Genomic DNA, 25344 nt, shown 5'->3' with positions numbered 1-25344 from the left:
TGGACTCCTTTGAAACATACTCTACTTAACCCGGTCAGGCATGATTTTTTTGTGAAATATATGCGGGTTCCGCGTGAATTTTACCAATGGGTATAATTTGTTTGTCTGAGTTTTTTTGCAGCAGCAGCCAGGGAACCTGTTCGGCAGGTAAAGGACGGGAGAAAAGGAACCCCTGCAGGTAATCACAGCCGAGGTCCGTCAGCACCACCTGTTGTTCTTGCGTCTCGATCCCTTCTGCAACCACATTCATTTCCATGGTCCTGGCGATATTAATAATGGTTTCCACCAGCTTGCGGCTTTTTTCATTTACCAGCATCGAGTGCACAAAGCTCTTGTCGATTTTTAGCTCTTTAGCGGGCAGAACGCTCAACATCAACAGGTTGGAATAGCCGGTGCCAAAATCATCAATCGAGACGGTAATCCCGGCTTGATTGAACGCATTGAGTAATTCAATACTGCGGTCGAGATTTTTCAGTGCGGTACTTTCCGTCACCTCAAGGATAAGCCGGGAGGGCGACAGATTATATTTATGCAACATCGACGAAATGATGTGGAAGATATCCGGCTGTTCGAACTGGACGGGGGAGAGGTTAAAGGACAATGTCCACTGGCTGAAACCTTGTTCTGTCCAGAAATGAAGCTGACGGCATGCCGCTTCAATCGCCCAGTTCCCCACCGGGATGATCAGCCCCGTTTGTTCCAGCGACGGTAAAAACAGATTAGGCAGCAACACCCCTTGCTCAGGGTGCCGCCAGCGCAGAAGGGCTTCAAAACCGTGAATAGTGGTGTCTTTTGCATGCCAGGTCGGCTGATACCACAGTTCAAACTGATCGCGTTCCAGCGCCTGAGTTAACTCCTGCAGGAAGCCGGGGTTAGCCGGAATAGCCGTTGACATCTCGTTCCGGTAGACGGCCCAGCCGTTTCGTCCATCCTCTTTGACGCGATTCAGGGCCGCATCGGCTTTTAGCTTCAGCTCATGCAGCGTCTCGCCATCCTGCGGGTAGAGGCTGACCCCCGCGCTGATTGTTGTGCTCAGCGTGTGTCCACAAAGTGAAAACGGGCGGCGCATATCCTCCAGCAATGTCGTGAGCAGCGCGTTGAGTCTATCGTCGTCACACTCGGGAACCAGCAGGATAAAGGCGTCGCCGCCAAGCCTGGCGAGGGTCATCTCGCGGGTAAGGCGGGCGGTAATGCGCTGCGCGAGAGAGATTAACAACTCATCCCCGGTGTTGTGGCCCCAGGTATCGTTGATGCGTTTGAAATGATCGACGTTGAGGAAAATCACGGCGAATGGCTTCTTGCTGAGCAATGCGCTGCGCAGGCAATCCTGCATCCGAATGTCCATCTGGTGGCGATTAGCGAGACCGGTAAGCGCATCAAACCGCGCCTGCAGTTCAAGCTGACGATTAAGCTGGCGTAGGTTGTCGGTCAGTCGGTTCGTCCGCCGGTGCGAGTCGATGAGCGAAATCATTAACATACCCCCGAGCAGGCACAGTGTGGTGACAGAAACCCAGACCGATAACCCCAACTCGCTGATACCGCCGGGCAGGGTATGCGTCATTTCCTGAAAATGGGCAGCACGCATGCCGGTGTAGTGCATCGCACAGATGGCGACACCCAGCACGCAGGCCGCGAGAATACGATTGATAAACACTCCTTTGCGCATATCCCGCAGGCGGAATGCCAGCCACAGTGCCGCGCCGGAGGCCATAACGGCAATCAACACGGACACGGCAACAATGCGTCGATCCCAGAGAATATGGCTGTCCAGCATCAGTGCGGCCATACCGATAAAGTGTATACAGACCACGCCAGCACTCAGGAGCACCGTGGCAACGATCAATCGAAAAGGGGAAAGGGTTTTACCCGTTACGGCAATATTGATGGCGACCGTGGACGCAACCACCGCCACGCCCAGTGAGGCGAGGGTTAACCAGAGGTTATAGCTCATTATCATCGGCATTTGCATCGACAGCATGCCGATGAAGTGCATTGACCAGATCCCGATCCCAAGCGTGACGCCTCCGGCGATACGCCAGAACATCGCCGTTTTACGGCTGGAAAGCGGGATTTTTCCGGCGCTGTCCAGGGCCACAAATGAGGCGATAAAGGCCACCAGATACGAGAGGGCTATTAACACAGGGTCCCACGATATATTGAGCATTATGCAATCCCACGCCAAAGAGGGTTACCGATTTCGCCTGCCGGGCACGTCTTTAACTGGCAACGTACATGCGCATTCAAATAATATGAGTTATGTATCGTGCAAAACGACCGGTCATATTAAAACGTTAAGGCTGGCGGTGAATATAAAATATATTCTTTCCGGCACCTATTAAGCATTGCTAAACAAAGGCGAATAATTGCAGCAAAGCTCCTTAAATATGAGCGCGGCCATATTGTCTCATCGCAGGCGATGGTATCGCTTAAAGTGGCAGGAAACCAGTATCACAGGATGCTGCATATAACATTTTCACTAATACCCTGTTTTTATCTGACTTAAGTTAAATCTCAGGTGGCTAACGGCGAAAGGTGAAACCAGCGTTGTTCGTCAGGACAAACAACAACACGAATGCTATAAATCTTAATGCCGACCTAAATATAAAATCGTGGATATAATCATGCTAAGAAATATTAGTGTCAGAACCTTCATTGCCGGGTTCCTTTTATGTCTTTTCCTGGTTGATGCAGGTGTCGTTGTTCTATTTTCCAGCAAATCCTCTCTCTTTATTTCACTCAATATCATTAATTTCGTTGCGCTATTTTTGCTCTGGGGCTACATGACAAAGTATCTTGTGACGCCGATCAATACGGTGAAAAAAAGTATTGAAGAAGTGACTGCAGGCAATCTTGGCGTGACTATCCCTGAATTTGGCAATAACTGTGCAGGGCGTTTAATCCCCGGGATTAACAGCCTCTCCAGCAACATCGCGACCCTGGTACGCGAGATCAGAGCCTCGTCGCAAACCGCCATGACCTTGTCCGATCAACTCTCCGCGCGTAGCGCGCAGCTTTCGGTGAAAACAGAGCAGCAGTCTGCATCGCTGGTGCAAACGGCTGCCAGCATGGAGCAGATGGCAGCAAGTACCCGAAATAATGCCGATAACACCCGACTGGCCAGCGAGCAGGCAAACAGGGCGACACTGCAGGCGCGTAAAGGTGGCGAGTTGATGGGTCAGGTGGCCACCAATATGCAATCCATTACCGAATGTGCACAGCAAATGACGGAGATTATCTCAATGATCGACGGCATTGCCTTCCAGACGAATATCCTGGCGCTAAACGCGGCCGTTGAGGCGGCCAGAGCCGGTGACCACGGAAAAGGGTTTTCGGTGGTGGCAGAAGAGGTGCGAAACCTGGCCCACCGCAGCGCGGATGCCGCCAAAAACATCAAAACGCTGATTGAAGTGACCAGCAATAACGTTACTCAGGGCGTGACCGTTGTGTCCGAAGCTGAAAAGAATATGCAAGAAATTGTGACCGGCTCCGGCAATGTCAGCCAGTTGATGGATGACATTTTCACCTCGACGTCAGAGCAGGAGAAAGGCATTTCCCAGATTACGCTGGCCTTGTCTGAGCTGGAACGGGTCACGCAAAGTAACGTTACGATGGCAGAAGAACTCAACGGATCCTCTGATGTACTGCGTAATCAGGTAAGTGAACTGCAGGCGCGGACGCGTAACTTCCGGCTCGAAAAGGGGTATCAGGCTGAATCCACGCCTTCTCATGCTGGCCCGCTGTCATTCCAATCGCGTCCCGGTCACTCCCTCTGATGCACGAAAAGAGCCTGGTCAACCGGGCTCTTTTATCCGGACTTCTCGCCACTGAATTACCCTCCCGTGCGGTCTGAAAAGGCGCCTGGCGGAATACGGTTATTTCCTGAGCGAATTCAGCGCGATGCGAAACATAGTTGTTGCTTAACCCCTGATGAAAGCTAGACTGACAACGAAAGAGCTGAAAAGGGGGAGGCGCGGTGGAGAGTATAAAAGGATCAGAACTAAACGTTCCTGATGCAGTTTTTGCCTGGGTGCTGGATGGTCGTGGCGGTGCCCGACCGCTGGAAGACAACGATGTCATTGATAATGAGCATCCCTGCTGGCTACACCTTAACTATACCCATACGGACAGTGCCGACTGGCTGGCCACGACGCCGCTCCTGCCGAACAACGTGCGTGATGCGCTGGCGGGTGAAAGCCTGCGGCCACGTGTGAGCAGAATGGGGGACGGCACGCTCATCACTTTGCGTTGCATTAATGGCAGCACCGATGAACGTCCTGACCAGCTGGTCGCGATGCGTGTTTATATGGACGATGGTCTGATTGTCTCCACCCGTCAGCGTAAAGTTCTGGCGCTGGATGATATTGTGAACGATCTGAAAGAGGGCACCGGGCCGACCGATTGCGGAAGCTGGCTGGTGGACGTCTGCGACGCGCTGACTGACCATGCGAGTGAGTTTATCGAAGAGCTGCACGATAAAATCATCGACCTCGAAGATAACCTGCTCGATCAGCAGATCCCGCCGCGCGGTTTTCTGGCGCTCCTGCGTAAGCAGTTAATTGTTATGCGCCGCTATATGACGCCACAGCGGGACGTATACGCGCGTCTGTCCAGCGAAAGGCTCAACTGGATGAATGACGATCAGCGACGCCGAATGCAGGATATTGCCGACAGGCTGGGGCGCGGACTTGATGAAATCGATTCCTGTATTGCCCGCACGGGCGTCATGGCGGATGAGATCGCGCAGGTGATGCAGGAGTCGCTGGCAAGAAGAACCTATACGATGTCGCTGATGGCAATGGTCTTTCTGCCGAGCACATTCCTGACGGGATTGTTTGGCGTGAACTTGGGCGGAATTCCCGGCGGAGCGGCCCATTATGGCTTTACCGCATTTTGCGTCATGTTAGTTGTTTTGATCGGTGGTGTTGCATGGTGGTTGCATCGTAGTAAATGGCTGTAAATTTACGCTTTTTTCAGCTTTTACGGAGATCAAAACGCTCTTTTAATTGAGCGAAGTCAATAAACAATGACCCCGTAAGGTGCAATATTACTCCCGCAGGTGAATGCAACGTCAAGCGATGGGCGTTGCGCTCCATATTGTCTTACTTCCTTTTTTGAATTACTGCATAGCACAATTGATTCGTACGACGCCGACTTAACTAGTCGGCTTTTTTTTGCCTCCTGTTCCCCAGCGTCTACCCTAAAAGGGACGTCAGTAAAACCTGGAGGGAATGATGAGCATCTTACTCGCTCTGCAACTGCAGTATTCACGTCAGTCCGATCCGATCCCCACCGATCCGACGCCGATGCCCGATCCTGTTCCGCGTCCGCAACCCATGCCTGACCCGCCGCCCGATGAAGAACCGATTAAATTGTCGCATCGAACCCCGAGATCTGCGAGGATACGCGCCATCTGACCGCAAAGATGACCACGAGAGACTATTGTGACCGCTTTTTCAACCCTGAATGTACTGCCCGCCGCCCAACTCGATAACCTCAACGAGTTGGGATACCTCACCATGACGCCTGTTCAGGCGGCCGCATTGCCCGCCATTCTTGAGGGGCGTGATGTACGCGTTCAGGCTAAAACAGGGAGTGGAAAAACGGCGGCTTTCGGTCTGGGTCTGCTACAGCATATTGATGCTGCGCTGTTTCAGACGCAGTCTCTGGTGCTGTGCCCAACCCGCGAACTGGCGGACCAGGTCGCGGGCGAGCTGCGTCGTCTGGCGCGATTCCTGCCTAATACCAAGATTTTAACCCTCTGTGGCGGACAACCGTTTGGCGCACAGCGTGATTCGCTTCAGCATCCACCACACATCATTGTGGCGACGCCTGGCCGACTGCTCGATCACCTGCAAAAAGGTACGGTCTCGCTGGATGCATTACACATGCTGGTCATGGATGAGGCAGACCGGATGCTGGATATGGGCTTCAGCGATGCTATCGATGAAGTGATCCGTTTCGCGCCTGCAGACCGTCAGACGCTGTTATTTTCGGCGACCTGGCCTGAAGCGATCGCCGCAATCAGTGGCCGCGTGCAGAAAAATCCGCTCACCATCGAAATTGACAGTGCTGATGCGCTGCCTGCTATCGAGCAGCAGTTTTATGAAACGTCCCAGCACGGAAAAATCGCGCTCCTGCAGAAGGTGCTCAGTCAGCATCAGCCCGCTTCCTGCGTGGTGTTCTGTAACACCAAAAAAGATTGTCAGGCGGTCTGTGACGCCCTGAACGCCGCAGGGCAGAGCGCGTTATCGTTGCATGGCGATCTGGAACAGCGCGATCGCGATCAGACGCTGGTCCGTTTCGCCAACGGCAGTGCCCGCGTGCTGGTTGCCACCGACGTGGCGGCGCGCGGTCTGGATATTAAATCGCTTGAACTGGTCGTGAACTACGAGCTGGCATGGGATCCTGAAGTACACGTTCACCGTATCGGCCGTACTGCGCGTGCCGGAAACAGCGGTCTGGCCATCAGCTTCTGCGCACCGGAAGAGGCGCAGCGCGCCAATATTCTGTCTGAAATGCTGCAGATTAAGCTTAACTGGGTGAATGCACCGGGCAATGTCAGTCTCGTTCCGCTGGAAGCAGAAATGGCAACGCTGTGTATTGATGGCGGTAAAAAAGCCAAGATGCGTCCGGGTGATGTGCTCGGTGCGCTGACCGGAGACGTGGGGCTGGATGGGGCTGATATCGGCAAGATTGCGGTACATCCTGCACATGTTTATGTTGCTGTTCGCCAGTCGGTTGCCCATAAGGCCTGGAAACAGCTGCAGAACGGGAAAATCAAGGGTAAAACCTGTCGTGTTCGTCTGCTGAAATAAGGTTTAAACGCGTCTCAGACGGTGGTCTGAGACGCGTTTGCATTATTCCACTATTTCACTTCCACGACATTCAGGCGCAGTTCTTCAAACTGATTGTCATCTTCTTCTGGCTGCCAGCCAGCAGGTTTCACGGGGATCTCTTCCCGGTCAAACGCCAGATCGCCGCCATTTACCACTTCCGACTCATGGTTGATGCCTTTGAAATCGAAAAGCTCAACGTCCGCGAGGTGAGAAGGCACCACGTTCTGCATCGCGCTGAACATGGTTTCGATACGGCCCGGGTAGCGTTTGTCCCAGTCACGCAGCATGTCACCAATCACCTGACGCTGCAGGTTCGGCTGAGAGCCGCACAGGTTACATGGAATGATCGGGAACCCTTTGGCCTGAGAGAACCGCTCGATATCTTTCTCGCGGCAGTAGGCAAGCGGGCGGATCACAATGTGTTTGCCGTCATCGCTCATCAGTTTTGGCGGCATGCCTTTCATCTTGCCGCCGTAAAACATGTTCAGAAACAGCGTCTGCAGGATATCGTCGCGGTGATGGCCGAGTGCGATTTTGGTTGCACCCAGTTCTGTCGCGGTACGGTACAGGATGCCGCGGCGAAGACGAGAGCAGAGCGAGCAGGTGGTTTTGCCTTCCGGGATCTTCTCTTTCACAATCCCGTAGGTATTTTCTTCTACGATTTTGTACTCAACGCCCAGTTTTTCGAGGTATTCCGGCAGAATGTGTTCCGGGAAACCAGGCTGCTTTTGATCGAGGTTAACCGCCACCAGGGAAAACTTCACCGGCGCGCTTTGCTGAAGATTACGCAGGATCTCCAGCATGGTGTAACTGTCTTTACCACCTGACAGGCAGACCATAATGCGGTCGCCTTCTTCAATCATATTGAAGTCTGCAATGGCTTCACCAACGTTACGGCGCAGACGCTTTTGCAGTTTATTCAGGTTGTATTGCTCTTTCTTATTAATGTCTTGATTTTGTTGCATTTAATCTGTACTCAAATTTCAAATGGGGCACCAGTGGGGCAAACGGTTTAGAGGGGCAGCTTCTGTCAGCATTGCCCTCTCTTTGCTGTTCATCTCTTCACTCTATGAAGCTTAGATTTCAAACACCCTCTGCGCATTTTAGTGCCCCATCTGACTGGCAATAAAAGACGGGTCAGCGCCTGCGGTTAACCACCAGCATGCGAAAGTGTGCCGTGTATGGTACGGATTGTTGCGCCGAATGCCAGCACGTTTTACAGGATTTTGAATTGTGGACGGCAGCAACCTTGCTTTGTGATATCGCGTATAATGCGGCTTCGACATACTCTGAACATTCCAGTGGCTTGTGCTATGACCCTCAATCGCTTTTGTTATTTGCTTCTGTTGATCGCCGCAATCGGAAGTCTATTCACCTCGCATCCGTTTATCCTGTGGCTCCTGCTTATCAACGTACTGACGTTAGCGATGTATGGCGCCGACAAAATGGCGGCGCGAAGGGCCATGCGCAGAGTGCCGGAAGCCACACTGCTGGTATTTGGCCTTATCGGCGGATGGCCCGGGGCGATTATAGGTCAGCAACTGTTTCGCCATAAAACGCAAAAGCAGCCTTTCAAAACCTACTTCATTGTCAGTGTCATCGTCAGTATTTCAGCGATGGTGGCGGTGTACCAACTCTTTCCTGTTTTAACGTACTGAGCGTGTACAAACGGAATGCAATAACGCGCTGACCACGGTAGATAACTAAAAACGACTGCCAATAGTAGTAGGAATATTCTTAAGGTGTTGCTGTTTTTTGCACGATCTGAATAATGTGTGCAACGACACGGATGACAACATCTCATGAAAATTCAAACTATTACACTGGCAATGCTGGTGGTCGTTTCTGCGCCTTCGAGGTCAGCTTTTCAGGAACGGGAATATAATACCTGGTATATAAAAAATGCTGTTCTTTACGATATGACCCAGACTTCAGACGGTTTCCCGGTCATGTTGAGCATCTCTCAGCCTGAGCGGAAATCAGCAAATTTGCTGGTCTCCTATATCACCGAAGGGCGCTGTGGCGGGACCCGACAAGAACTTAACGTGAATGGCAAAGTGCTTCCGGCCACGTATTATTGTGTTCAGGTCGGGCAGAACCGGATAGAGCATTTTTCGGTGAAAGATGCGCAGAGCGTTAACGGCATGGTTAACCATCTGAAATCGGATTTCACCTTACTTCTTCAAAACGACATCAAGGTCTGGGCCGCGAACATTAATGCGCCCAAATACGGCCTCGCGCCGCGATTCTGACACGTACACCTCGACCTCATCACCTGTTAGCTAAGGGGTTACGCCCTGTATCACAGCATAAATAGCATCCGTGACAACGCCACGTTTTACCACAATCCTGCTACGCTTTTTGTGTTGTACAAGGGAGCACAAACATGAAGAACAAAGATGAACAAACGGGATTAGTGGGACTGGCAATTGGCGCCGCCGTTATCGGTCTTGTTTCAGCACAGCAACCCATCCATCGCGACAGTATTGTGAGTGAACTGGTCAGACTCGGCAGACAGAAAGGCGATGGCGTTGAAGATGAGGTTTTCGTTAAGGCTGCCGAGCTCGTGAGAAAGGGGGTGTAACCGATGGCTGATATTCGTCATGCACAGTGCCATTGTGGCGCGGTGACGTTTACCGTTGAACTCTCAGACGGATTAAATACCGCCCGGCGCTGCAGCTGCTCTTTTTGCCGGATGCGGGGCGCCGTGGTGGTCTCGGCACCGCTGTCGGGCATTACCGTAACAAAAGGGGCGGATAAGCTCACGGAATATCGTTTTAACACAGGAACAGCCCGCCATTTCTTCTGCTCGGTCTGCGGGATTTATACCTTCCATCAGCGGCGTTCAAATCCCAACGAATACGGCGTGAATGTGGCCTGTTTTGAAAATGTGACCCCCTTTGATTTTGCCGAAGTGGCGGTGATGGACGGCGTTAATCATCCCGCGGATGGCGACAGCGGGGTTTTCGGCTACCTCTCTTTTCGTCAAAAAGAAGCATAACTGCCGCCTGGCCAGATTTTAACAATGCGGCCTATAGTGGGGAGTGGGTATCCGAAACAGGAGAGAAATATGCTGTATGTTGAGAAAGACGATCCGCGTGAGGCGCCTGAGTCAGGTGATAAAAAGCCTCAGCCGGTCAAAAAATAGTCCGTTGATACGTTTCCCGCCACCGGCCCTGCTGGTGGCGTATTGTTTGGGGGAAACCTTAACTGCCATCCAGATGGTTCAACAGCGCGCCGAGATGCCCAACGACACCACCAAAATCAAAAATTAACGCCATCCATATAATCGCCAGAAGGGTAAGTACGGCAACTGATACACGACCAAACAATGCAGTTATCCTTAATGAAGCAAAGTCTATAAGGTGAGTGTACACGGGTTTCTTTAAACTTACCCTTAACGACATAGTCATAAATTTTCCTTTTGAGATGATTCACACATTCACTGAGCCGAGAGGCGCGAAGAGAGGGAAATATGATGGGAGAGAAGAGGAGGGCTGGCTTCAGGCGTCGCAACGAAAATAACGAGCCCGCATCACGATGCGGGCTCTTGGGATCAGAACTGGTAAACCAGACCTAATGCAACGACATCATCCGTGCTAATGCCGTTATTTTTGTAGAAACTGTCATCTTCATCCAACAGGTTGATTTTATAATCAACGTAGGTGGACATGTTTTTGTTGAAGTAGTAGGTTGCGCCTACGTCAGCATATTTAACCAGATCCTGATCGCCCTGACCGTTGGCCAGGTCTTTACCTTTAGACTGCAGATAAGAAATTGCCGGGCGCAGGCCGAAGTCGAACTGATATTGCGCGGTCACTTCAACGTTTTGCGTTTTATTGGCCACGGCATCCGTATTATCGCCATAAGGGGTCATATTGCGGGTTTCAGAATACATTGCCGCCAGATAAATATTGTTGGCGTCATATTTCAGGCCTGCAGTCCAGGCATCCGCTTTATCGCCACCGGCAGTGGTATTCATCACCTGCTCGTTGGTACGGTCAGAAGAGGTATAGGCAGCACCCGCGCTGATACCCATGCCAAAGTCATAGGTGGTGGAGATACCGAAGCCGTCACCGTTCTCATGGCGCGTGTCGCGACCATTGTTGGTGCCTTCCTGGTTGTTGCTGGCATCTTCGTTCTTACCCTGATACTGCAGGGCAAAGTTCAGACCCTGTACCAGACCATAGAAGTCAGTGTTACGGTAGGTTGCGACCCCGTTGGCACGGCCAGTCATAAAGTTGTCTGCATTGGTGTAAGAGTCACCACCGAATTCAGGCAACATATCGGTCCAGCCTTCCACGTCGTACAGAACGCCGTAGTTACGACCGTAATCGAAGGAGCCATAGTCACCGACTTTAATACCGGCGAAGGCCAGACGCGTCCATGACTGGTTATCAGACCCTTCAGTGTTATTGGCCTGGATATTGTATTCCCACTGGGCATAACCGGTCATCATGTTGTTGATCTGGGTTTCACCCTTGAAGCCCAGACGCATGTAAGTTTGATCGCCATCTTTAGAGGCATCGTCGGAGAAGTAATGCAGACCATCTACTTTTCCGTACAGATCTAATTTGTTGCCGTCTTTATTATAAATTTCTGCAGCATGCGCAGCGCCAGCCATTAACAGCGCTGGAATCATCAGGGCCAGTACTTTTCTTTGCATTTTGGAATTCCTTTGCAGTTGTTTTTATTTAATTACGTATTGAACTTTCCGCACGAGAAAGCTGTCTCATGCTAAATCACTCCTGGCCAAGAACAATAAAATATAATTGTTACGAGTTAAGTTAATTCTTAACCGGATTATGCGGCGGAAATAGTCATTGGTTTTATGAATGATTTAAAGCTAATCATATTAAATAAAAATTATTAATTGCCCATTAAATCAGATAACCTCAGCGGCGTTATATGCCTTTAAGATTTTTCATCCATAATTTATGTGAATGTCATTTAGTGATTTAACGTGATATTCATTAATTATCTGGACTCGCCCGGTGTGAATACATCGGGCTTTTTTTATGGCAAAAAAATGCCCGGACGAGCCGGGCAGAAGGAGCGTCAGTCGCGGGTGGGTTTTTCCGCTTTTCCGGCCATTTGCGCCAGGAAATCATACCGTTTTTGCAGATCGGCGGCGGCATCTTTCCACAACTGCTCGGCCACCTCTGGTTGTTGCGCGTTGAGGCGACGAAAGCGCTGTTCCTGCATTAACGTTTCGGCCAGCGCATCGGAAGGCGGACGTGAATCCAGCGCCAGAGGCAATTTACCTTCATCGGCGCGGCGCGGGTCGAACCGGTAGAGCGGCCAGAAACCGGTTGCGGTCAGCTGGCGCATCTGATCGTGGCTGAGTGCCAGGTCGTAGCCATGCTCTTCACACGGGCTGTAGGCAATGATCAGCGACGGACCCGGGTAGGCTTCCGCTTCCTGAATGGCTTTCACCGTCTGGTTCAGCTGCGCGCCCAGCGAGATTTGCGCGACATACACGTGGCCGTACATCATCATGCTGACGCCGAGATCTTTACGCGCCTTGCGCTTGCCGTGTTCACCAAACTTAGTTACTGCGCCAAGCGGGGTAGCTTTTGACGCCTGGCCACCGGTGTTGGAATAGCACTGCGTATCCAGAACCAGAATGTTGACGTTTTCGGTAAGGCTTAACACGTGATCCAGCCCGCCAAAGCCGATGTCATACGCCCAGCCGTCACCGCCGATCAGCCAGATTGATTTTTCCACCAGCGCGTCAGCGTCGGTCAACAGCTGCCCGGCACCTTCCACGCCCTGCAGAGCGTTGCGCAGTTCCGCAACCTGCTCACGACGACGTTCTGGCGTTGCATCGGCGTGCAACGCCTCATTCAGCTCCGCCGGGATGTGGCCAGCAAACTGTTCCAGTAACCGCATCACGCGTGCGCGGTGCTGGTCAACGGTCAGACGGAAGCCCAGACCAAACTCGGCGTTATCCTCAAACAACGAGTTCGCCCATGCCGGACCGCGGCCATGGGCGTCGGTGGTGTACGGCGTGGAAGGCAGATTACCGCCATAGATTGATGAACAGCCCGTGGCGTTAGCGATCAACATTCTGTCGCCGTACAGTTGCGTGAGCAGCTTGATATACGGCGTTTCACCGCAGCCGGAGCAGGCGCCTGAATACTCGAACAGCGGAGTAATGAGCTGCGAGGTACGAATATCAATACGCTCCAGCGTGCTGCGGTCGATCTCCGGCAGGTTCAGGAAGAAGTCATAATTTACCTTCTCTTCTTCGACATGCTCGAGGCGCGACATCATATTGATGGCTTTGATGTCCGGATCCTGACGATCTTTCGCCGGACAGACCTCAACGCACAGATTACATCCGGTGCAGTCTTCCGGAGCGACCTGCAGAACATACTTCTGTCCGCGCATATCACGGGATTTCACATCAAGTGAATGCAGGCTGGCCGGGGCGTCTTCCATCGCTTCCGGGGAGACCACTTTGGCACGAATGGCCGAGTGCGGGCAGGCTGCTACGCAGTGGTTGCACTGGGTACACAGCTCCTCTTTCCAGATGGGGATTTCTTCGGCGATGTTGCGTTTTTCCCAGCGCGTGGTGCCCATCGGCCAGGTGCCATCCGGCGGCAGCGCGGAGACGGGAAGGGCATCACCCAGCCCGGCCAGCATGGCTGCCGTCACGGTTTTCACGAAATCCGGTGCCGCGTCAGAAACCACCGGTGGACGGTTCGGGCTGGATGGATCAACCGCTTGCAGCGGTACTTCAAATAAAGACTCGCGCGCCAGCGCCAGCGCCTGCCAGTTACGCTCGACCAGCTCCTGACCTTTACTGCTGTAGCTTTTGGCAATCGCCCCCTGCAGTTCCATTAGCGCGCTGTCTCCCGGCAGGATCTGCGTCAGGTGGAAGAAGGCCATTTGCATCACGGTGTTGATTCGCGCGGCAAGGCCACACTCGCGGGCAATTTTTGCAGCGTTAATGACGTAGAAGCGGGCTTTTTTCTGGTTCAGCACCGCCTGCACTTCCTGCGGTAGCCGCGACCAGACTTCATCCACGCTATATGGCGTATTGAGCAGGAAAATACCGCCCGGTTTCAGGCGCTCTGCCATCTGGTACTTATCGATGAACTGCAGCTGGTGACAGCCCACAAAATCAGCCTGCGAGATAAGGTACGCCGAGCGGATAGGGTGCTCGCTGACGCGCAGGTGGGAAACGGTCAGCCCGCCTGCTTTTTTGGAGTCGTAGACAAAATACCCCTGGGCATACCACGACGTGGAGTTCCCGATGATCTTAATGTTGTTCTTGGTCGCGGAGACGCTACCGTCGCTGCCCAGTCCATAAAACAGCGCCTCAAGTTTTGCGGTGGAAGGCAGCGTGTTTTCCGGCAGGGGCAGAGAGAGGTTGGTCACGTCATCATAAATACCGACGGTAAAGCGCGGTTTTGGTTTAGCCTCGCTCAGCTCATTAAACACCGCCAGCACACAGTCCGGGCCAAACTCTTTGGAGGACAACCCATAGCGACCCCCGATCACGCGCGGCAGTGTTTCGCGCTCACCGCAATTAAACGCTTCAGCCAGCGCGGACATGACGTCCAGATACAGAGGTTCTGCGTGGGCGCCAGGCTCTTTAGTGCGATCGAGCACCGCCACGGTGCGCGCGCTTTCCGGCAGGGCGGAGAGCAAATGTCGCGCGGAAAACGGTCGGTAGAGCCGCACTTTGAGCACGCCGATTTTTTCACCACGGGTCAGCAGTTCATCCACCACCTCTTCACAGGTGCCAATGGCTGACCCCATGAGCACAATGACCCGTTCCGCCTGCGGATGGCCGTAGTATTCAAACGGTTTGTATTGCCGTCCGGTGGCCGCGGCAAAATCATCCATCGCCTGCTCAACGTGATCATAAACGGCGTTGTACCACGTGTTCGTTGCTTCCCGGGACTGGAAATAGGTATCCGGGTTGGCCGATGTCCCGCGGATCACCGGGTGTTCCGGGTTCAGCGCACGGGCGCGATGTGCGTCGATTTCCGCCTGCGGCAGAAGATTGAGGAGCGTGTCGTCAGCCAGCGGAACGATTTTATTGATTTCGTGAGAGGTACGAAAACCATCAAAGAAATGAATAAAGGGCACGCGACTCTTCAGCGTCGCCATATGCGAAATTAACGCGAAGTCCTGTGCTTCCTGAACGCTGCTGGCGCACAGCATGGCGCAACCGGTCTGGCGAACGGCCATCACGTCTGAGTGATCGCCAAAGATGGAGAGGGCGTGTGTCGCAACGGTTCGTGCGGCAACGTGAAGCACAAACGGGGTAAGTTGTCCTGCCAGTTTATAGAGCGTCGGGATCATCAACAATAATCCCTGCGACGAGGTGAATGACGTCGACAAAGCACCGGTCTGCAGCGCCCCGTGGACGGTCGCGATAGCGCCAGCCTCAGACTGCATTTCCACGACTCTTGGGACGTCGCCCCAGACGTTTTTCAGTCCGTTGCCCGCCCAGGCATCGGCCTGTTCGGCCATCGTAGAACTTGGCGTAATTGGGTAGATGGCGATAACTTCACTGGTGCGAAACGCGACGGACGCGACTGCACCATTACCGTCAATAGTTTGCATAGGACAACACCCTTACATTGCGCAAAAAAAGGAGCCCGAAAAAAACACAACGGGCTTTGAATATTATTCCCTTAGTTTAGCAAAGGTCGGATTTTACGATTTTCGCTTTTGTGTCCTCGGTATTCTCGACATCAATGAGTAGATCAATCTTTTGGCGAAAAAATTGCGAGAAATTGTTTCAGGAGCGCATAAATACGCACTTTCGCTCTCGACGACACGGCATGTGATGCCTATTATGCATAGGTTTCGCATTATTAATGGGGGAGAGAGAGCATGCGTTCAGCATTTTGGGTCGGGTGTGCCGCGTTATTATTATCGGCATGCAGCAGTGAACCTGTTCAGCAGGCAACGGCGGCACACGTAACGCCGGGGATGAAAGCGGCGATGTCCAGCTCTGGACAAGCCAACTGCGCGATGATTGGCGGCTCGCTGTCTGTTGCCCGCCAGCTTGACGGCTCAGCTATCGGGATGTGCGCATTGCCAAACGGCAAACGCTGCAGTGAACAGTCGCTTGCCGTAGGATCCTGCGGAAACTACTGATTACTCCGCACGCTTAAACATTAGCGTTTTATCGGCTGTCGCCAGCGTTAACTGGTCTTCAGTCAGGTCGACCTGCGCCCCTTTGCGCAGCATGTCGCCAATGGCCTGATCCAGTTCGTTCAACTGTGGTTCGGTACAGAGCTTGCGCGTCATGGCGAGCGTTTTGACCTTGAGCTCACCTTCGGACAATTTCCCCTGTCCGTTAAACGTGTTACACATTACGCCGGAAACGCTAATGTTATTAACCAGACTGATATCAGACAGGGCTTTGAAGCTGATCTCTGGTTGCGTTGTCGTGGCCTTAACGGCTTTCCCGTCCACATTCTCCAGCACAAAACGGTGGCTCTTAAGTTGGTCCGGCTGAACGGAGGCTTTACCAGGATTAACACACCCGGTGAGGACAAGACTGATAACACTTAACGCAATGAGCTTTTTCATTTTTCTTCTCAGACGATAGATACTGTGAATCTTTTTTTCAGTGTAACGATACTCTGCCGTGCGTTAATGGGGTTTATCTGAAAGTGCGGGCGGGTACCGGGCAACGTTGTCGTTGCCCGCAATACGATCAGTGCGACTTAAACCCTGCGGCCGTCATTAACATGCGAAAGAGCATACTGACCGCCGCCAGTGCCAGTACGCTGCCGCCCCAGATAATGGCCAGCCACATGACTCTTTTCCAGAAAGGTTGTTGCATCAGTGATAACCCTCTCCATGCTGTACTTTTCCGCGAAACACGTAGTAACTCCAGAAGGTGTAGACCAGAATCACGGGAATGATCAACAACGCGCCCACCAGCATAAAGCCCTGACTTTGTGTCGGAGCCGCCGCCTGCCAGAGCGTGATTGACGGGGGAATAATGTGCGGCCAGATGCTGATCCCAAGTCCGCTAAAGCCGAGAAAAATCAGCCCTAACGTCAGGATAAACGGCAGATGATGGCTCTCTGGGTTATTCAGGCAACGCCACTGACACAGGCTCAGGATCACCACCAGCGCCGGCACGGGCAGCAGGAAGAAAAGATTCGGCAGGGTAAACCAGCGCGCGGCGATGGCCGGCTGCGCCAGTGGCGTCCAGAGGCTGATTGCTGCAATGAATACCAGAAGCAGGATCAGTAGCGTTCTGGATACCCGTCGCATTCGCTGTTGCAGCGCGTTTTCGCTTTTCATCACCAGCCATGTCGAGCCTAACAGCGCGTAGGCCACCACCAGACCTGCGCCGCAGAACAGGTTAAAAACGGTCAGCCAGTCGAACGGTCCGCCACTGTAGGCACGCCCGGTGACGCTAAAGCCGTTGATCACTGCGCCCACCGTCATGCCCTGGGTAAAGGTCGCCAGGATCGAACCGCCGATAAACGCTTTGTCCCAGAAAGGGCGGTGTGCCGGCGTGGCTTTAAAACGAAACTCAAATGCCACACCCCGGAAAATAAGTCCGATCAGCATTAACGTCAGCGGAATAGTGAGGGCATCAATAATGACCGCATAGGCCAGCGGAAACGCGCCAAACAGCGCTGCACCGCCGAGCACCAGCCAGGTTTCATTGCCGTCCCAGACCGGCGCAACGCTGTTCACCATCACATCGCGATCGTCGGCATCAGGCGTAGCCGGGAACAGGATACCTATCCCCAGATCAAAACCATCCATCACGATATACATCAGCGTGGCAAAGACGATGATAACAAACCAGATAATGGAAAGATCGATACCCATTATGGTTGCTCCTTATGTTCAGTAGTAACGGCAGAAAGCGGGCGTGCGGGACGTCCATCGGACTCGGTGGCAAACGATTCATGAGGCTGAGGTCCTTTTTTAATCAGGCGGACCATATAGCTGTAACCCACGCCAAATACGGAGGTGTAGACGACGAAGAAGGCCAGCAGACTCGCGCTCATATGCAAGTCACCATGGGCAGAAACCGCATCCTTCGTTCGCTGAAGCCCGTAGACGACCCAAGGCTGGCGGCCCACTTCGGTAGTGACCCATCCGGCCAGGATGGCAATCAGCCCGGTGGGTCCCATCAGGAGGGCAAACCACAGGAAGGGACGCGAAGCGTACACGCGCTTTTTATAACGTAACCAGAGTGCCGTCACCCCAAGCAGCAGCATCAGCATGCCTAAGCCCGCCATAATGCGGAATGACCAGAAGACGATGGTGGAATTTGGCCGGTCTTCTTTTGGAAATTCTTTCAGTGCCGGAACCTGTTTGTCGAGGCTGTGCGTCAGAATAAGGCTGCCAAGCGCCGGGATCTCCAGCCCAAAGCGGGTGCGCTCCTGTTCCATATCCGGCCAGCCAAACAGCAGCAGCGGGGTGGGTTCACCCGGTGGGTTCTCCCAGTGGCCTTCAATGGCTGCTATTTTAGCGGGCTGGTGCTTCAGGGTGTTCAACCCGTGCATATCACCCACCATCGCCTGAAGGGGAGCCACAATCAGGGTCATCCACAGCGCCATGGAAAACATCGCGCGGATGGCGGGGGTGTTGTTTCCGCGCAGCAAATGCCAGGCTGCGGATGCGCCGACAAACAGGGCGCTACTCAGGAAGGCCGCTATCGACATATGCAGCAGGCGATACGGGAAGGAGGGGTTAAACACCACGGCAAACCAGTCTACCGGCACCACCTGTCCGTTGACGATTTCAAAGCCCTGTGGCGTCTGCATCCAGCTGTTTGATGAGAGGATCCAGAAGGTTGAGATAACGGTCCCCAGCGCCACCATGCAGGTTGCAAAGAAATGCAGACCCGGCCCGACTTTATTCCAGCCGAACAGCATAACGCCGAGGAATCCTGCCTCGAGGAAGAAGGCAGTAAGCACTTCGTAGGTCAGGAGCGGGCCGGTAATACTGCCGGCAAATTGTGAAAACCCACTCCAGTTGGTCCCAAACTGGTAGGCCATGACCAGCCCGGAGACCACGCCCATACCGAAGTTAACGGCAAAAATCTTCGACCAGAAATGGTACAGCGAACGCCAGACCGGGTTTTTGGTTTTCAGCCACAGGCCTTCTAGCACAGCGAGATAACTCGCCAGACCGATGGTGATTGCCGGGAAAATAATGTGGAAGGATACGGTAAAGGCAAACTGTATTCGTGCGAGATGAAAAGCATCTAAACCAAACATGCACAACCTCAATGTCAAACGGTGTGCTGTTATGGTATAGGGGCGAAATAACGAGTAGCAGACGCAGAAAAGCGAAATTTACCTATAACAGTTCATGAAAACATCACGCTTTGCACATCTGATATAGCTTGTATGAAAGAATAAAAAAATTATTTTTATGAAATTTATGCATTAAACAGCTTGCCTTGTTATCAACAACATGCGTTAATGGCCCTCTGGGTTTGAGTCCAAATAAACATCTGACGTAGTTTTATAAAGCAGTTCTCATCACGTTGTGCCTCTCCGCAGCCTCTCTTGGGTCTTTTTCTACACTCCGATTAGTTTTTGTTTCAAACCACTATCGCCTGAAGGGCCCATTAAGCAATTAACGTTTTTACGTTTACAGGAGAATCCTATGACTTCTTATATCCATTTCCGCTGCCCATGCTGCCATGGTTCGCAGTACCGTACCTCAGCTTTTGATGTGTCTGAGAAAAACCCGTTCGGTGCAAAATGCATTTTTTGCAAATCGTCGATGATTACCCTCGATCATCTGGCCGCTGCCCGCCACGCTCAGCGTAACGTCACCGAACTGCGTAAGTAATGCATCTGGCTAACTATAACAGTTAGCAAAATCTTCTCTTTTTCTCCTGCTGATATACACTGTCGGTCATAAGGAGAATCTGATGAAAAAATACCAGCGTCTGGCGCAACAAATTATCTCGCAGATCGAGCTTGGCGTATGGTTGCCGGGCGATAAGCTGCCTTCTCTGCGAGAGCAGGTCGCGAGCAGCGGCATGAGTTTTATGACCGTTGGCCACGCGTATCAGATGCTGGAAAGCCAGGGGCGTATCGTCGCCAGGCCGCAGTCGGGCTATTACGTTGCCTCGCGCCCGACCGCACACCAACCTGCGCCGCCTGCCCAGGTGATGCGGGACGAAGTGGTAGATATCAACACCTATATCTTCGACGTATTACAGGCCAGCCGCGACCCGTCGGTTGTTCCTTTCGCTTCGGCCTTCCCCGACCCCCGGCTTTTCCCGTTGCAGCAACTTAACCGTTCGCTGGCCAATGTCAGTAAAACCGCCACAGCAATGAGCGTAATTGAGAACCTGCCTCCGGGTAACGTTGACCTTCGCCACGCCATTGCTCGCCGCTATGCGCAGCAGGGAATGAATATCTCGCCGGATGAGATTGTCATTACCGCAGGCGCACTCGAAGCCCTGAATCTTAGCCTGCAGGCCGTTACCGAGCCTGGTGACTGGGTGATTGTCGAAAACCCCTGTTTCTACGGTGCGCTACAGGCGCTGGAACGCCTGAAACTCAAAGCGCTGTCGGTGGCGACGGACGTCCGCGAAGGGATCGATCTGAATGCGCTTGAGCAGGCGCTCAATGAGTATCCTGTCAAAGCCTGCTGGCTCATGACCAACAGTCAAAATCCCCTTGGCTTCACGCTCAGCGCAGAAAAAAAAGCGCACCTGGTCGCGCTTCTCGCCAGGCACAACGTCACCCTGATCGAAGATGATGTCTACAGCGAACTCTATTTTGGCCGGGAGAAACCCCTGCCAGCGAAAGCCTGGGATCGTGACGATATGACGCTCCACTGCTCGTCCTTCTCGAAATGTCTGGTGGCGGGGTTTCGCATCGGCTGGGTGGCGGCAGGTAAACATGCGCGACGCATTCAGCAGCTACAGCTGATGAGCACCTTATCGACCAGTTCACCCATGCAGCTGGCGCTGGTGGATTACCTTGCGACAAAACGCTATGACGCCCATCTTCGCCGCCTGCGACGCACGCTGGCCGAACGCAAACAGCAGGCGTGGCAGTCGCTTTTGCGCCATATGCCGGCAGGCGTCAAAATTCATCACAACGACAGCGGCTATTTTTTGTGGCTGGAACTCCCGGCGCAGCTGGATGCCGGGCTGCTGAGTGAGAAAGCGCTAATGCACCACATCAGTATTGCCCCCGGTAAGATGTTTTCGACCTCTGACGCCTGGACACCATTCTTCCGGTTTAATACCTCCTGGGCGTGGGGGGAGCGGGAAGAACAGGCTGTGATTCAGTTAGGGAAATTAATTAGCAGCATGCTCGAATAATAATCTCCGCACCTTTCTAAAATAATCATTCCTTATCCTGATGGCGGTACGGCGAATATTCCGCAGTACCGCATCATAGGAAATCTGCATACCGCCTCTCAACGCTAACTCCTTGTCTATAATCCAGTTAACGGGGAATGCGCCCTCGGTCACACCTTGATGAAATTTCTTTAAGCCGCACGGTGCGGCGCATTTGCGCGGTCTACGTTTAATTAGGGAGATATTTTTACGGCACGGCTGCCGCTAAATTTCATTGCGACAGGAGTAATTCTTATGAGCAAAAAATTTGCCCGCAGCAGCCTGTGCGCGCTCGGCATGACCCTCATGACAGCGCACGCCGCAGAGCCACCGAAGGCTATCGGCGACGGGGAAGGACGACTGGATATTATTGCCTGGCCCGGGTACATCGAACGGGGACAAACCGATAAAAATTATGACTGGGTCACGCAGTTCGAAAAAGAGACCGGCTGCGCGGTGAACGTTAAAACCGCGGCCACCTCGGATGAAATGGTTAGCCTGATGGCGAAAGGAGGATACGATCTGGTCACTGCCTCGGGCGATGCCTCACTGCGCCTGATCATGGGGAAACGCGTTCAGCCGATTAACCCCGACCTTATCCCAAACTGGAAAACCCTCGACCCGCGGATCGTCAAAGGTGAATGGTTTAACGTCGGCGGCAACGTCTACGGCACGCCGTATCAGTGGGGGCCAAACCTGCTGATGTACAACAGCAAAACGTTCCCGACGCCGCCGGACAGCTGGAGCGTCGTCTTTACGAAACAGAATTTACCTGACGGTAAAACCAATCAGGGCCGCGTGCAGGCCTATGATGGCCCGATTTACATCGCCGATGCGGCGCTGTTTGTCAAAGCCACGCAGCCGCAGCTGGGTATCACCGACCCGTACCAGCTAACAGAAAAACAGTATGCCGCCGTACTGAAGGTATTGCGTGACCAGCATGCGCTGATCCACCGCTACTGGCATGACACCACCGTTCAGATGAGCGACTTTAAAAATGAAGGCGTAGTGGCCTCCAGCGCCTGGCCCTATCAGGCCAATGCCCTGAAAGCGGAGAACCAGCCTGTTGCCACTGTTTTCCCGAAAGAAGGGGTAACCGGCTGGGCGGACACCACCATGCTGCACGCGCAGGCCAAGCACCCAATGTGCGCCTACAAATGGATGAACTGGTCGCTGACGCCTAAAGTGCAGGGCGATCTGGCGGCCTGGTTTGGCTCGCTGCCTGTGGTGCCGGAAGGGTGTAAAGCCAGCACATTGCTCGGCGATAAAGGCTGCGAAACGAACGGCTACAACTATTTCGACAAAATCATGTTCTGGAAAACCCCGATTGCAGAAGGCGGCAAATTCGTTCCTTACAGCCGCTGGACACAGGATTACATCGCTATCATGGGCGGCCGTTAATCGCAGGAGCAGAACATGACGTACGCAGTAGAGTTTAATGACGTTTCCCGTCTGTACGGTGACGTGCGGGCGGTGGATGGGGTCACCATTGCTATTCATGACGGAGAGTTTTTCTCCATGCTGGGGCCTTCGGGCTCCGGCAAAACTACCTGCCTGCGTCTGATAGCCGGTTTTGAGCAGCTGTCAGGCGGCGCAATCAAAATCTTCGGTAAAGAGGCGAGCGCACTTCCCCCCTGGGAACGCGATGTGAATACCGTGTTCCAGGATTATGCGTTGTTCCCGCATATGTCGATCCTCGACAACGTCGCGTACGGGCTCATGGTCAAAGGTATCGACAAGAAAACGCGGCATGCGCAGGCGCGTCAAGCGCTGGAAAAAGTGGGACTAAGCTTTGCTGTCACGCGTAAGCCTTCGCAGCTTTCCGGCGGGCAACGTCAACGTGTCGCCATCGCGCGGGCGCTGGTCAATGAACCCCGGGTATTGCTGCTGGATGAACCGCTCGGCGCGCTCGATCTTAAACTGCGTGAGCAGATGCAGTTCGAGCTGAAAAAGCTGCAGCAGGAGCTCGGCATCACCTTTATTTTCGTCACTCACGATCAGGGGGAAGCCCTGTCGATGTCTGACCGGGTCGCGGTTTTCAATAATGGCCGCATTGAGCAAGTCGACACCCCGCGCGATCTCTATATGCGTCCAGGAACGCCCTTCGTGGCGAGCTTTGTCGGGACCTCGAACGTGTTTGACGCCGGTATGGCACACAACGTGTGCGGGATGGAAGGCATCTATTCTTTACGGCCGGAACATATTCGCCTCAATGAGAGCGGTGAGGTTCAGGTTGAGGGCGTGGTGCAGGCAGTACAGTATCAGGGGGCGGCAACGCGTCTTGAGCTAAAACTCGCTGACGGTACAAAACTGCTGGTCAGCCAGGCCAATTTTAGCGATGCCGCAACGCTGAACGGCGTGACGCCGGGACAGGCGGTGATGGCGTCGTGGTCACGTGATGCCATGGTTCGCCTGCAAGAGGAGAGGTGACATGAACACGCGTGTCGCGCCGCCTCCCGCCCACCGTAGCCGCATGAGCCGCCTTACCGCACTGTTCTGGCGTAAGCCATCGCTTGGTCTGTTCCTGCTGCTGCTCGCGCCGCTAATGTGGTTTGGCATCGTTTATCTGGGATCGCTTCTCACGCTTTTATGGCAAGGGTTTTATACCTTTGACGATTTCACCATGGCGGTCACGCCGGACCTGACGTTTGCTAATATCCTGGCGCTTTTTAATCCGGCAAACTATGACATCATTCTGCGTACGCTGATGATGGCCATTGCGGTGACCATCGCCAGCGCTATCCTCGCGTTTCCGATGGCGTGGTACATGGCACGTTACACCCGCGGCAAGTGGAAGGCGTTCTTCTATATCGCCGTGATGCTGCCAATGTGGGCCAGCTATATTGTTAAAGCCTATGCCTGGACGCTGCTGCTGGCGAAAGACGGGGTAGCGCAGTGGTTTCTGAGCCACCTGGGGCTGGAGCCGATCCTGACCGCAATCCTTACGCTTCCGGCCATTGGCGGAAACACGCTTTCCACCTCCGGGCTGGGGCGTTTTCTGGTGTTCGTCTATATCTGGCTGCCGTTTATGATCCTGCCGGTACAGGCGGCGCTGGAGCGGCTGCCCGCGTCGTTACTGCAGGCTTCAGCCGATCTCGGCGCGCGACCACGCCAGACTTTTCGTTACGTCGTTTTGCCGCTGGCAATCCCGGGCATTGCGGCAGGGTCAATCTTCACTTTTTCCCTGACGCTGGGCGATTTCATTGTTCCACAGCTGGTGGGGCCGCCGGGGTACTTTATTGGCAATATGGTCTATTCCCAGCAGGGTGCTATCGGCAATATGCCCATGGCCGCGGCCTTCACCCTGGTGCCAATTGTCCTCATCTCTCTTTATCTGGCGTTCGTGAAACGTCTGGGAGCATTCGATGCACTCTGAACGCGCACCGTTGTTCCTGAAAGTGGCAGCCTGGGGAGGCGTTATCTTCCTTCATTTCCCGCTGCTGATTATTGCGACCTACGCCTTCAACACCGAAGACGCCGCGTTCAGTTTTCCGCCGCAGGGGTTGACCTTGAAGTGGTTCACCGTGGCAGCGGGGCGTGGCGACATCATTGAATCAGTGACGTTGTCACTTCAAATCGCTGCGCTGTCGACGGCTATCGCGCTGGTGCTTGGCACGCTTGCTGCAGCGGCGCTGTGGCGAAGCGCGTTTTTTGGCACAAATGCGATCTCGCTGTTGCTGCTGTTGCCGATTGCGTTACCGGGGATTATCACCGGTCTGGCGCTGTTGACGGCATTTAAAACCATTGACCTTGAGCCGGGTTTTTTCACCATCGTGGTTGGTCACGCCACGTTCTGCGTGGTGGTGGTGTTTAACAACGTGATTGCCCGTTTCAGACGCACCTCCTGGAGTCTGGTCGAGGCGTCAATGGATCTGGGGGCCGACGGCTGGCAAACCTTCCGTTACGTGGTCCTGCCGAATCTCGGTTCGGCGTTGCTGGCCGGGGGGATGCTGGCGTTTGCACTCTCGTTTGACGAAATCATCGTCACAACATTTACCGCGGGACACGAGCGCACGTTACCGCTGTGGTTGCTTAATCAGCTCGGGCGTCCGCGCGACGTGCCGGTCACCAACGTCGTTGCACTGCTGGTGATGCTGGTCACAACCCTACCCATTCTGGGAGCCTGGTGGCTCACCCGCGACGGCGAAAACAGTGCCGGAAGCGGGAAATAACATTGATTTCAACAGG

General features: G+C 53.6%; 24 protein-coding genes and 1 pseudogene. 15 read left to right on the top strand and 10 right to left on the bottom strand.

The window, feature by feature from the left end; genetic code table 11:
• Nucleotides 1–34 precede the first annotated feature (34 nt).
• Entirely contained in the window at nt 35–2164 is a 2130-nt protein-coding gene (locus tag L462_RS15495; protein ID WP_032678263.1) for a putative bifunctional diguanylate cyclase/phosphodiesterase, read from the bottom strand.
• A gap of 457 nt (nt 2165–2621) precedes the next feature.
• Between L462_RS15495 and L462_RS15500 the strand changes: the two genes are divergently transcribed.
• From L462_RS15500 to dbpA, 3 genes are all read left to right on the top strand, one after another.
• Complete coding sequence (locus tag L462_RS15500; RefSeq protein ID WP_072031442.1) at nt 2622–3773, top strand: methyl-accepting chemotaxis protein; 1152 nt, start codon at nt 2622–2624, stop codon at nt 3771–3773.
• Nucleotides 3774–3973: 200 nt separating this feature from the next.
• The gene (gene zntB / locus L462_RS15505) at nt 3974–4957 is read left to right on the top strand and encodes a zinc transporter ZntB (RefSeq protein WP_032678261.1); all 984 of its coding nucleotides are present in this window, start codon (nt 3974–3976) and stop codon (nt 4955–4957) included.
• 484 nt (nt 4958–5441) lie between these two features.
• Complete coding sequence (gene dbpA / locus L462_RS15510) at nt 5442–6815, top strand: ATP-dependent RNA helicase DbpA (protein ID WP_032678260.1); 1374 nt, start codon at nt 5442–5444, stop codon at nt 6813–6815.
• Nucleotides 6816–6865: 50 nt separating this feature from the next.
• Here dbpA and ttcA read toward each other — a convergent pair whose 3' ends face one another.
• Together ttcA and L462_RS24260 are read right to left on the bottom strand one after the other, a co-directional pair.
• The gene (ttcA, locus tag L462_RS15515; protein ID WP_032678259.1) at nt 6866–7801 is read right to left on the bottom strand and encodes a tRNA 2-thiocytidine(32) synthetase TtcA; all 936 of its coding nucleotides are present in this window, start codon (nt 7799–7801) and stop codon (nt 6866–6868) included.
• Nucleotides 7802–7942: 141 nt separating this feature from the next.
• A pseudogene (locus L462_RS24260) lies at nt 7943–8059 on the bottom strand (site-specific integrase); the annotation flags it as partial.
• A 90-nt stretch (nt 8060–8149) separates the two neighbouring features.
• Here L462_RS24260 and L462_RS15520 point away from each other — a divergent pair.
• From L462_RS15520 to L462_RS25485, 5 genes are all read left to right on the top strand, one after another.
• Entirely contained in the window at nt 8150–8494 is a 345-nt protein-coding gene (locus L462_RS15520) for a DUF1294 domain-containing protein (RefSeq protein WP_020884005.1), read from the top strand.
• Between the two features lie 144 nt (nt 8495–8638).
• A complete protein-coding gene (locus L462_RS15525) occupies nt 8639–9088 on the top strand; it encodes a hypothetical protein (RefSeq protein ID WP_020884006.1) in 450 nt (149 codons plus the stop codon).
• 134 nt (nt 9089–9222) lie between these two features.
• Nucleotides 9223–9420 carry a hypothetical protein gene (locus L462_RS15530; RefSeq protein WP_014170281.1) on the top strand — a complete coding sequence of 66 codons (198 nt, stop codon included), beginning with the start codon at nt 9223–9225 and terminating at the stop codon, nt 9418–9420.
• Nucleotides 9421–9423: 3 nt separating this feature from the next.
• Nucleotides 9424–9837, top strand: a complete 414-nt coding sequence (locus L462_RS15535) for a GFA family protein (RefSeq protein ID WP_032678258.1) — start codon at nt 9424–9426, stop codon at nt 9835–9837.
• Nucleotides 9838–9906: 69 nt separating this feature from the next.
• Nucleotides 9907–9984 (top strand): hypothetical protein, encoded by a 78-nt coding sequence (locus L462_RS25485; protein ID WP_223263916.1) that lies wholly within the window; start codon nt 9907–9909, stop codon nt 9982–9984.
• Between the two features lie 58 nt (nt 9985–10042).
• Here L462_RS25485 and L462_RS15540 read toward each other — a convergent pair whose 3' ends face one another.
• The 3 genes from L462_RS15540 to nifJ all read right to left on the bottom strand — a co-directional run bounded on the left by L462_RS15540 (nt 10043) and on the right by nifJ (nt 15419).
• Nucleotides 10043–10249, bottom strand: a complete 207-nt coding sequence (locus L462_RS15540; protein WP_032678257.1) for a hypothetical protein — start codon at nt 10247–10249, stop codon at nt 10043–10045.
• A gap of 143 nt (nt 10250–10392) precedes the next feature.
• On the bottom strand, nt 10393–11502 hold the full coding sequence (ompC, locus tag L462_RS15545) for a porin OmpC (protein ID WP_032678256.1): 1110 nt from the start codon (nt 11500–11502) through the stop codon (nt 10393–10395).
• 392 nt (nt 11503–11894) lie between these two features.
• Nucleotides 11895–15419, bottom strand: coding sequence for a pyruvate:ferredoxin (flavodoxin) oxidoreductase (gene nifJ / locus L462_RS15550; protein ID WP_032678255.1), 3525 nt, complete (start codon nt 15417–15419; stop codon nt 11895–11897).
• Between the two features lie 273 nt (nt 15420–15692).
• Between nifJ and L462_RS15555 the strand changes: the two genes are divergently transcribed.
• Nucleotides 15693–15959 carry a putative hemolysin gene (locus L462_RS15555; RefSeq protein WP_014170276.1) on the top strand — a complete coding sequence of 89 codons (267 nt, stop codon included), beginning with the start codon at nt 15693–15695 and terminating at the stop codon, nt 15957–15959.
• On the opposite strand, the gene hslJ is transcribed toward L462_RS15555, so the two are convergent.
• The 4 genes from hslJ to L462_RS15575 form a co-directional block, all read right to left on the bottom strand.
• Nucleotides 15960–16397 carry a heat shock protein HslJ gene (hslJ, locus tag L462_RS15560; RefSeq protein WP_014170275.1) on the bottom strand — a complete coding sequence of 146 codons (438 nt, stop codon included), beginning with the start codon at nt 16395–16397 and terminating at the stop codon, nt 15960–15962. It lies immediately after the preceding gene.
• A 127-nt stretch (nt 16398–16524) separates the two neighbouring features.
• On the bottom strand, nt 16525–16653 hold the full coding sequence (locus L462_RS15565; RefSeq protein ID WP_014170274.1) for a DUF2474 domain-containing protein: 129 nt from the start codon (nt 16651–16653) through the stop codon (nt 16525–16527).
• Nucleotides 16653–17663, bottom strand: a complete 1011-nt coding sequence (gene cydB / locus L462_RS15570; RefSeq protein ID WP_032678254.1) for a cytochrome d ubiquinol oxidase subunit II — start codon at nt 17661–17663, stop codon at nt 16653–16655. Before cydB ends, L462_RS15565 begins: the two co-directional genes overlap by 1 nt.
• Nucleotides 17663–19063, bottom strand: coding sequence for a cytochrome ubiquinol oxidase subunit I (locus L462_RS15575; RefSeq protein WP_032678253.1), 1401 nt, complete (start codon nt 19061–19063; stop codon nt 17663–17665). Before L462_RS15575 ends, cydB begins: the two co-directional genes overlap by 1 nt.
• Nucleotides 19064–19457: 394 nt before the next feature.
• Here L462_RS15575 and L462_RS15580 point away from each other — a divergent pair, with 394 nt between their 5' ends.
• The 6 genes from L462_RS15580 to L462_RS15605 all read left to right on the top strand — a co-directional run bounded on the left by L462_RS15580 (nt 19458) and on the right by L462_RS15605 (nt 25328).
• A complete protein-coding gene (locus tag L462_RS15580) occupies nt 19458–19646 on the top strand; it encodes a cold shock small protein YmcF (RefSeq protein WP_020884014.1) in 189 nt (62 codons plus the stop codon).
• 82 nt (nt 19647–19728) lie between these two features.
• The gene (locus tag L462_RS15585; RefSeq protein ID WP_020884015.1) at nt 19729–21138 is read left to right on the top strand and encodes an aminotransferase-like domain-containing protein; all 1410 of its coding nucleotides are present in this window, start codon (nt 19729–19731) and stop codon (nt 21136–21138) included.
• A gap of 273 nt (nt 21139–21411) precedes the next feature.
• Complete coding sequence (gene ydcS, locus L462_RS15590; RefSeq protein WP_020884016.1) at nt 21412–22557, top strand: putative ABC transporter substrate-binding protein YdcS; 1146 nt, start codon at nt 21412–21414, stop codon at nt 22555–22557.
• A gap of 15 nt (nt 22558–22572) precedes the next feature.
• Nucleotides 22573–23586, top strand: a complete 1014-nt coding sequence (locus tag L462_RS15595) for an ABC transporter ATP-binding protein (protein WP_032678252.1) — start codon at nt 22573–22575, stop codon at nt 23584–23586.
• A 43-nt stretch (nt 23587–23629) separates the two neighbouring features.
• Complete coding sequence (locus tag L462_RS15600) at nt 23630–24532, top strand: ABC transporter permease (protein WP_175392646.1); 903 nt, start codon at nt 23630–23632, stop codon at nt 24530–24532.
• On the top strand, nt 24522–25328 hold the full coding sequence (locus L462_RS15605) for an ABC transporter permease (RefSeq protein WP_032678250.1): 807 nt from the start codon (nt 24522–24524) through the stop codon (nt 25326–25328). Before L462_RS15600 ends, L462_RS15605 begins: the two co-directional genes overlap by 11 nt.
• Nucleotides 25329–25344 lie beyond the last annotated feature (16 nt).

It is taken from the genome of Enterobacter sp. BIDMC 26 (assembly GCF_000534435.1).
GTDB classification, from domain to species: Bacteria; Pseudomonadota; Gammaproteobacteria; order Enterobacterales; family Enterobacteriaceae; genus Enterobacter; species Enterobacter ludwigii.
This window is presented reverse-complemented; position numbering and strand designations above follow the sequence as displayed.